Below are 7795 nucleotides of genomic sequence, written 5' to 3'. Positions count from 1 at the left end.
GCCCACCTTGCGCCCGCTGGAGCCGTCCAGCAACCCGGACAGGCGGGCGGCGTTGGTGGAGCACAGGCGCGAGGCCCAGCAGACCGCCTCATCCAGCGGCAGGCCCGGGTGGCGCTTCACGTAGTTGCCCTCCACCTCGGCGGCGAACAGGCCCACCATGTTGGCGAACACGCGGTCCTGGTTGACCGCGGCGCCGTAGAGCACTTTGACATTGCTGGCGCGTATCTCGCCGCTTTTAACCTCGGTGATTGTGCCATCCATGCCGCGCCGTCCGGTCACGTACAGGTACTCACCCTTGTCATCCGCGCGGCCGAGGATACGGTTCAGCTCGAACTCGCCCTCCGGCGCGTCCACCGGGAACATCACATCGCTCACGGCCACGGCGCGGTCCACGCCCTAGCGGCCGATCGCATCGCGCACCACGGCCGGGGCCACGTGCACCAGGTCGCCGATCAGCTCGGCGGTGACCCGGTCATCCCGCAGCGCGCCCTCGAGCATCCCCCCGCCGTCGAAGGTCTTGGTGCTGCTGCCCGTGGGGCCGTTGTACATGTGCACGATGTAGCGCAGGCCGCGCTCCACGGCCTGGCCGAGCTGGTCCGCGGTGGGCTTGCAGTGCCCGGCGGCCGGGATCACCCCACGGCCGGCGGCGTAGGCGATCAGCTCCAGGCTCGTGTCCCCGAACTCGGGGGCGATATTGACCATGCGCACGCTGGGGTGTGCCAGCAGACGGTCCAGCACCTCGCGCGAGGGCGGATACATGTAGTCGGGATTTTGCGCCCCGTGGTTCTCGGGGTTCATGAACGTGCCCTCGATCAGCGCGCCGCAAAGCTCCGTGCCCATTGGGGCGGCTTTCCAGCGCTCGCGGAACAGGTCCATCCCGGCCAGGTAGGCCTCCAGCTCATCCAGAGGCGAGGCCAGGGTGGCCATGAACACGCCGGTTATCCCCAGGGGCAGAAGCCCCCGGCTGACCTCGGCCAGACGGGCGGCGTGCTGCTCGGGGGTCTTGAGCCCCCTCAGGATCGAGACCCCGTCGTTGATATGCATGTCGATCAGCCCGGGCAGCACGTAGCTGTCGTGAAGGCGGACCACTGTCACACCGGGGCCGCCCGCGGCCGGGAAATCGCCCACGCGCAGGATACGGCCCCCGCCGATCTCCACGTTGGCGCTCACCACACCCAGCGGGGTGACCACCCGCCCGCCGGTCAGTACGATCTTCTTGGCTTCGCTCATTCGCTCATTCCTCGACTACGTGAACGACTCACGTTCTTTTAACCATGTTCATCAGCGTGGCAGCTTATGCCCGGACCATGCCGTAGGGGCAATTCATGAACTGCCCCTACATTGCCCGGTACAATAGCACTCCGGGGCTTGGGCACGGCGCACCGTGCCTCTGCACAGGACATTCTGCCGCTGACCGCTTCACAGAAGGCGGAAACTGTACTTAAGACTTCAAATTAGCCTCAAACGCAACGGGCCGTCCGCTTCCGGAAACGGCCCGCTCGTGATTCACTCGTCAGATACCGGCGGCTCACTTGCCGGCCAGGTGCTCGCGCACCAGACGGCTGACCAGGCCGCCATCCGCCCGGCCCTTGAGGCGCGCCATCGCGGGCCCCATCACCTTGCCCATGTCCTGGGGGCCGGCCGCTCCCACCGAGGCGGCCACCTCGGCGATAACGGCGCGGACCTGCTCCTCACTGGCCGGCTCGGGAAGGTAGCGGCGGATCACGGCCAGCTCGGCCTCGGTGCGCTCGACCAAGTCCTGGCGCTTGCCGGCGCGGAACTGATCCACCGATTCGGCGATTTTCTTGCCGTAGGCGGCGAACACCTCGCTCACCACCTCGTCGCTCAGCTCCTTTACGCCTTCCTTCTCGGTCTTTTTCAGCATGAGCTGGCTCTTGAGCATCCTGAGGACACTGGTCTCCAGCTCGTTGCGGCTTTTCATCGCCGCCTTGAGGTCATCCAACAGTCTCTGTTCCAGCGACATCTTTCACCTCCGGCGGTTTCAGGCTCGTCCCGCCGCTGGTGTGCGTGTGAGCACCAGGCCGATCAGATGGTAGACCAGCTTGGCGCAAGTGAAATCCGGGTACTGCACGCCGGTGTTTGGGGCCAGCTCCACCAGGTCGAAACCGATCACCCGCTTGCGCGCGGTGACCGCATCCAGCAGGGCCAGCATTTGATACCACGACAGGCCGCCCGGCTCGGGCGTGCCGGTGGAGGGCGCCACCGCCGGGTCGAGGGCGTCCACGTCGATAGTGAGGTAGACCTCCCCGGGCAGGGCGGCCACGGCGCGCTCGATCCAGTCGGCGCTCATGGCCACCGTGCGGGCATCCAGCAGCAGCACCCGGCCCGCGGCGTACAGCTCGGCCTCCTCGCGGCAGAGGCTGCGGATGCCCACGGCCACGGCCGCGGCGGGACCTGTCTCCAGGATACGCCGCATCACCGAGGCGTGGCTGTAGGGATCGCCCTCGTAGCTGTCGCGCAGGTCGGCATGGGCATCCAGTTGCAGGATGCCGGCGCCGGGGTGACGCCTCTGGTGCGCGCGCCAGGGGGCCAGGGACAGGCTGTGCTCGCCGCCCAGGGTCGCCACCAGCTTGCCGCGCTCCAGGTAGGACTCTACGGCCTGCTCCAGGCGCTCCAGGTACTTTTCGGCCGGCAGCGCGGGGTCATCGTCCACCGCCGCGGCGGTGTGTATGCCGAAAGCGGTGGTCTCGATCCCCAGCAGCGGATCATACTCCTCCACCTGCTGGCTGGCCTCGATAATGGCGGCCGGTCCCAGCGCGGCGCCGTGCCCGTAGCTGGTGCTGCGCTCGAACGGGGCCGGCAGAATCACGGCCCGGCAGGCATCGAGACCCGTCGGGCCGGCAGTTGGGTTCAGAAAATTGAGTCGTTCCATTGTCGTCACGCTACTTGATCAGGATCGCCGCCGCGATCACCGTGGTCCAACCCCCGTCCTTGGAACCGACCGCGGACTGAGTGATGTTGGCGGTGTGGACTATCTCGTTGCCCAATTTCCAGAGTTCTTTCTTCTCGTCGTAGCTGGCTTCGAGGTCAACCTCGAAACCCATGATCGTGGCGAACATGTCGGCGGCGAGGTCCTCGGCGTAATCGCCGGCCTGCTGCTGGGTCTGGCCGAAACCGTGGTGCTCGCTCAGGTAGCCGTGTTTCTCACGGTCCTTGGGCACAGCCACGCCGATCGAGGCGCTGATCAGGCGATGCGGCTCGTTGGTGCTCTGCTCGCTCATCACGCAATGGACTATCTGCCCCGCGAATAGGGTAGCCAGTCCTCGTGAGCGCGGCACGACCCGGCAGCGGGGCGGGAAAATACTCGAAACCTTCACGAGGTTGAATTGCGCTATCCGGGCCTTACGCAGAGCCATCTCGAAGCTGGTGAGCTTCTCCTTGTGATGGCCGACTCCCTTGGTGAGGAATATCCTGGTCGGTACGTACAACTCGTTTCATCCTCCGAGTGAGTTACGGTTTTCGCGGGAGAAATCGACTGGCCGTCAATTCACGGAACAGAAATTTATAATATCAAATCAGACTGAAAAAGTAAAGAATATTGGTTCAGGGCGTGACCCTGTTCCGGCAGACATGGACAACCTCTTGCTCCGTAACGACATAATCCATGTCGATATCCTCGGGCGAGACGGCAAATTCAGGCATGATCTGGAACGAAAAAGCCAGCGCCGCAGCGGCCACCCGGCGACGGCGCAGCAGACGGTCATAGTAGCCGCGGCCGAACCCGATCCGGTGGCCGAGCCGGTCGAACGCCAGGCCAGGTGCAAGCACAAGGTCCCAGGCGGGCGCGATCAGGGACTTCCGGTTTTCCTGGGCGGGGTCGAGCAGGCCGAACGGGCCGGGCACCAGCGGGTCGAGGTGGGTGATCTCGATTATCTCGAGCTCCGGATCGCCGGGGTGGGTAAGCGGCACGCAGACCCGCTTTCCCGACTCCAGGGCGCCGCGGATCAGGCCGTGGGTGTCCACCTCGCCGGGCTTGGCGCTGATGTAGATGCAGGGGAAACGGCAGCTTTGCCAGAGGGCCAGGCCCTCCAGGCGGCTCCGGACCGACCGGCTCCATTGCGCCAGGAGTTCAGGCGCCTGCGCGGCGCGGCGTTCGAGCACAGTGCGGCGCAGGGCGTCCTTGGCCGCCCGGAGCGGGCCGCGGCTGTCGGGGGGACAGGTTTCCAGGGCAGTCCTCCGTTCGGGCGGATCGAGTGTGTCAGGTGACATTACGGCCACTGCGGCGGGCGCTGGCCCAGCAGTAGACCTCCAGATAGCGCTCGGCCGAGCGCGGCCAGGAGAAATCCTCGCGGAACGCCCGCTCCATCAGCTTCTTCCAGTCGGCGGGACGCTCGCGGTAGAAGCGCACCGCCCGCTCGACACACCCGGCCAGGGCCTCGGAGGTGTAGGGCTGGAACTTGAAACCGTTGCCCGCCACCGGGGCGTCCTCCACATCCAGGATCGTATCGTCCAGTCCGCCGGTGGCGCGCACTATGGGGACAGTCCCGTAGCGCAGGCTGTAGATCTGGTTGAGGCCCGAGGGCTCGTAGCGGCTGGGCATCAGGAAAAAGTCGCTCCCCGCCTCGATCAGGCGGCTGAGGCGCTCATCGAAGGAAATATGCACCCGCATACGCTCTGGGAAACGCCCCTCCTGCCAGCTCAGGGCCTCCTCCAGCTCGCGGCTGCCCTGACCCAGCAGCACCAGGTTCACCTCCTGTTCCATGATCCGGTCGAGCGCGCCAAGCAGGATATCGATGCCTTTCTGGGCCGCCAGGCGGGTGACCATGCCGATCAGCGGGCGGCCGCCATCCGGGTCGAGATTCATCTCACGCAGAAGGGCCTTCTTGCACTCGTCCTTGCCCGAGGAATCCTCCAGGCTGTAGCGCCGGGGCAGGGACTCATCCGTGGACGGGTCCCAGCGGGAGTAGTCGGCCCCGTTGAGGATACCGTGCAGCTTCTGGTTCTGGGCGCGCACCGCCCCGTCCAGCCCGAAACCGTACTCCTCAGTCTGGATCTCCTCGGCGTATTTTACGCTGACCGTGGTCAGGGCGTCACAATAGGCGATCCCGGCCTTGAGCAGGCTGATCCGGTCGTAGAACTCCAGCCCCTCCGGGGTGAACACCGACCAGTCCAGACCGGTCTGGGGCAGAAAATCCTTGGGAAAAATCCCCTGGTAGCCGATGTTGTGGATAGTGAACACGCTGGCAGTGTGCTCGAAACGCCGGTCCTGGCCGAACAGGGTGGACAGGTAGGCCGGCGCCAGGCCGGTCTGCCAGTCGTGGCAGTGGACTATCCTGGGCCTGGGCTCCAGGACCAGGGCCAGGTCCACCACGGCGCGGCTGAAAAAGGCGAACCGCTCCCCGTTGTCGAACCAGTCCGCGCCGGTGCTGCTGTCCAGGTACAGGCCGTCCCGGTCGAAAAAATCCCGCCGGTCGACGAAATAAAGCTGCACCCCGTCCACCGTGGTCTCGAGCAGGCTGTAGCCCAGACCGCGCCCGCCCAGCGGGACCGAATATTCCCCCGGCACTGGCTTGAGGTCCAGGCCCGACTGGAGCACTCCGCGGTAGCAGGGCAGCACCACCGAGACTTTCAGCCCCAGCTGCGCCAGGGCCGCGGGCAGCGCCCCGATCACATCCCCCAGCCCGCCGGTCTGGGCGAAAGGCACCATTTCCGACGCGGCGAACAGAACATGCATGTCGTTGCATTTCATCGCAGTAGTTCCCATACAGGGATAAACGATCGGGTAACGTGCCACAGGAGCCCGGACCGGACAGTCCGGAGCTTAAATCCGGCTGGCGCTCAGACCTGGATGCCGCTCAGGCCGTGCCAGCCGAAATAGAGCGCGAAAAATAGCAGTCCCACCGCGCAGGCCCGGATGAGGCCCCTGTAGACCCGGTCGGTGAGCCAGCGCCGTCCCCCGGAGACCAGCGAGGAGACCGCCGTGTACCAGACCAGGTCGCTCAGGACATGGCCGCTCAGGAAAGCGGTCAGCCCGGCCCAGCCGAGCTTTCCGGCCAGAAGGAGGTAGCCCAGGCCCACCGTGGCCCACCAGATGGTCCAGTAGGGGTTGGCCAGGCTGGTCAGGATGCCGGACAGGACCGGGTGGAGGCTCCGTTCCGCCACGGCCCCGGTATCGCCCTCAGCGCCGTACAGGCTCAGCCGTCCGGCCGAGCGCAGCATGTCGGCGCCCATGTAGAGCAGCACCAGGCCGCCGATCACGGCCACGGTCGAGATGACAGTCGGGGCGCTGAGCAGCCGGGCCAGGCCCAGGATCACCGCGCCGACCAGGGTCGCCTCCAGCAGGCCGTGGCCCAGCACCACCAGCGGCCCGGCCATGAAACCCCGCCGCGGGCTCTGCCCCACCACCACCACGAACATCGGCCCGGGCATCATCGCGCCGGAGAACCCGATCAGGAATGAGCCCAGGAAAATGCCGGCCAAGCTGTCCATCATCCCTCCCTGAATGATATAATAGCTCCTGAGCGACGGGAGGTCAAACCGCGACGGGCGCTTTTTTCAACCGTTGCCGATCAGCGCGGCGATCCGCTCGAAAGATTTCCAGGCCAGGAACAGCACGGCCACGAGTCCGGCCACTGCTGTCAGGTTCAGCCACCAGGACGGGGTGGCCTCGCCCATCACCTCCCGGCTGTTGGATTCCTTGAGGATGAAGAAAGCGGTCAGCGGCACGGCGATGATGATCGCGGCCTGGAGCACGATGATCATCTCCACCGGCTGCCTGCCGCCGGTTATTATGGCGATGCTCATGCCGATCAGCATGATGAGCGTGCCGATGATCTTGGTCGGCAGACTCTCCACCCGTCCCCCTCCCAGGCCCAGGCCATCCGACAGGATCGTGCCCCCCAGGACCGCGTTGCCCAGGAACGAGGAGAACGAGGCCCCCCACAGCCCGGCGCAGAACAGCCACTTGGCGCTGCGTCCCAGCAGCGGCTCGAGCTGCACCGCCATGTCGGCCGCCCCGGTCACCTTGATCCCCTTGGGGAACAGCACCGTGGCTGCGGTGAGCATGATCATTATTGAGATCAGGCTGAGGGCGAAGATACCGACCACGGAGTCGCGGATCGACTCGCCCGCCTGATCGGGACCCCAGTTTTTCTCCTGCACCAGGTAGGCCTGGAACAGGGCCGCCATGACCGAAAAGGTGGTGGAGACAATGGCCACCAACTGGATCACGTTGCCATCCTCCGGCCAGCTCGGGACAAGCCCGCGCAGCACCACCGAGGGCTCCGGCAGCGCGACCAGCAGGTTACCGGCGAAAGCCAGGATCATCAACACCACCAGGCCCATCATCAGCTTTTCCACCGCCTGGTACAGCTTGCGGAAGAAAAACATGAACGCGATCGAGAGCACGGTGAACACCACAGCCCACATCCCCACAGTGCCGCCCAGCAGAGTGCTCATCGCCATGCCCACACCGATGTTGTTGCCGCCCTGAAAACCGGCGCAGACCGTGAAAGCGCAGATGCCGATCACCACGCTCAGCCAGCGCCCGTAGCGCTCAGCCAGGTGGGTGAGAAACTTTTTCCCGTTCATCGCGCCGAAACGCGCCGCAAGCACGGTGTAGCTGAGCATGAACGCCCCGCAGAGCACCAGCAGCCAGAGCATCCTGGCGCCCATGATCGAGCCGTTGGCGCTGATCGAGCTGATCGAGCCGGGGCCCAGGACCACGGCCGCGATGATCAGGCCCGGACCGAGCATGCGCAGTATGGCAAGTATTTTCTGCTTCATAGAGCTGTAGCCTTCCTCGTTCGGTGGTTCGGTTCCGCCTTCAGTGTTC

General features: G+C 65.6%; 9 protein-coding genes. All 9 read right to left on the bottom strand.

The window, feature by feature from the left end:
• Nucleotides 1-393 (bottom strand): hypothetical protein (locus LLH00_00835; GenBank protein MCE5269812.1); only part of this gene is annotated, 393 nt, incomplete at its 3' end.
• 3 nt (nucleotides 394-396) lie between these two features.
• Complete coding sequence (locus LLH00_00830; protein ID MCE5269811.1) at nucleotides 397-1230, bottom strand: hypothetical protein; 834 nt, start codon at nucleotides 1228-1230, stop codon at nucleotides 397-399.
• A 298-nt stretch (nucleotides 1231-1528) separates the two neighbouring features.
• Nucleotides 1529-1984 (bottom strand): GatB/YqeY domain-containing protein, encoded by a 456-nt coding sequence (locus LLH00_00825; GenBank protein ID MCE5269810.1) that lies wholly within the window; start codon nucleotides 1982-1984, stop codon nucleotides 1529-1531.
• An 18-nt stretch (nucleotides 1985-2002) separates the two neighbouring features.
• Nucleotides 2003-2893 carry an agmatinase gene (speB, locus tag LLH00_00820; GenBank protein MCE5269809.1) on the bottom strand — a complete coding sequence of 297 codons (891 nt, stop codon included), beginning with the start codon at nucleotides 2891-2893 and terminating at the stop codon, nucleotides 2003-2005.
• 10 nt (nucleotides 2894-2903) lie between these two features.
• The gene (locus LLH00_00815; protein ID MCE5269808.1) at nucleotides 2904-3449 is read right to left on the bottom strand and encodes an arginine decarboxylase, pyruvoyl-dependent; all 546 of its coding nucleotides are present in this window, start codon (nucleotides 3447-3449) and stop codon (nucleotides 2904-2906) included.
• A gap of 115 nt (nucleotides 3450-3564) precedes the next feature.
• Entirely contained in the window at nucleotides 3565-4230 is a 666-nt protein-coding gene (locus LLH00_00810) for a 5-formyltetrahydrofolate cyclo-ligase (protein ID MCE5269807.1), read from the bottom strand.
• Nucleotides 4220-5710: a glycogen synthase GlgA gene (gene glgA, locus LLH00_00805; GenBank protein ID MCE5269806.1), complete on the bottom strand. Its 1491-nt coding sequence runs from the start codon at nucleotides 5708-5710 to the stop codon at nucleotides 4220-4222. Before glgA ends, LLH00_00810 begins: the two co-directional genes overlap by 11 nt.
• Before the next feature lie 89 nt (nucleotides 5711-5799).
• Nucleotides 5800-6450, bottom strand: coding sequence for a LysE family translocator (locus tag LLH00_00800; GenBank protein MCE5269805.1), 651 nt, complete (start codon nucleotides 6448-6450; stop codon nucleotides 5800-5802).
• 66 nt (nucleotides 6451-6516) lie between these two features.
• Nucleotides 6517-7746, bottom strand: a complete 1230-nt coding sequence (locus LLH00_00795; protein MCE5269804.1) for an Nramp family divalent metal transporter — start codon at nucleotides 7744-7746, stop codon at nucleotides 6517-6519.
• Nucleotides 7747-7795 lie beyond the last annotated feature (49 nt).

The organism is bacterium (assembly GCA_021372515.1).
Taxonomy (GTDB): domain Bacteria; phylum Gemmatimonadota; class Glassbacteria; order GWA2-58-10; family GWA2-58-10; genus JAJFUG01.
Note: the sequence above shows the minus strand (reverse complement) of the source record. Positions and strands in the feature narration are given on the sequence as shown.

Excerpts from the sequence above, each read along its gene's own strand:
- LLH00_00825 (MCE5269810.1), bottom strand. The coding sequence starts at position 1,984 with ATGTCGCTGGAACAGAGACTGTTGGATGACCTCAAGGCGGCGATGAAA.
- speB (MCE5269809.1), bottom strand. The coding sequence starts at position 2,893 with ATGGAACGACTCAATTTTCTGAACCCAACTGCCGGCCCGACGGGTCTC.
- LLH00_00830 (MCE5269811.1), bottom strand. The coding sequence starts at position 1,230 with ATGAGCGAAGCCAAGAAGATCGTACTGACCGGCGGGCGGGTGGTCACC.
- LLH00_00795 (MCE5269804.1), bottom strand. The coding sequence starts at position 7,746 with ATGAAGCAGAAAATACTTGCCATACTGCGCATGCTCGGTCCGGGCCTG.
- LLH00_00810 (MCE5269807.1), bottom strand. The coding sequence starts at position 4,230 with ATGTCACCTGACACACTCGATCCGCCCGAACGGAGGACTGCCCTGGAA.
- LLH00_00800 (MCE5269805.1), bottom strand. The coding sequence starts at position 6,450 with ATGGACAGCTTGGCCGGCATTTTCCTGGGCTCATTCCTGATCGGGTTC.
- glgA (MCE5269806.1), bottom strand. The coding sequence starts at position 5,710 with ATGAAATGCAACGACATGCATGTTCTGTTCGCCGCGTCGGAAATGGTG.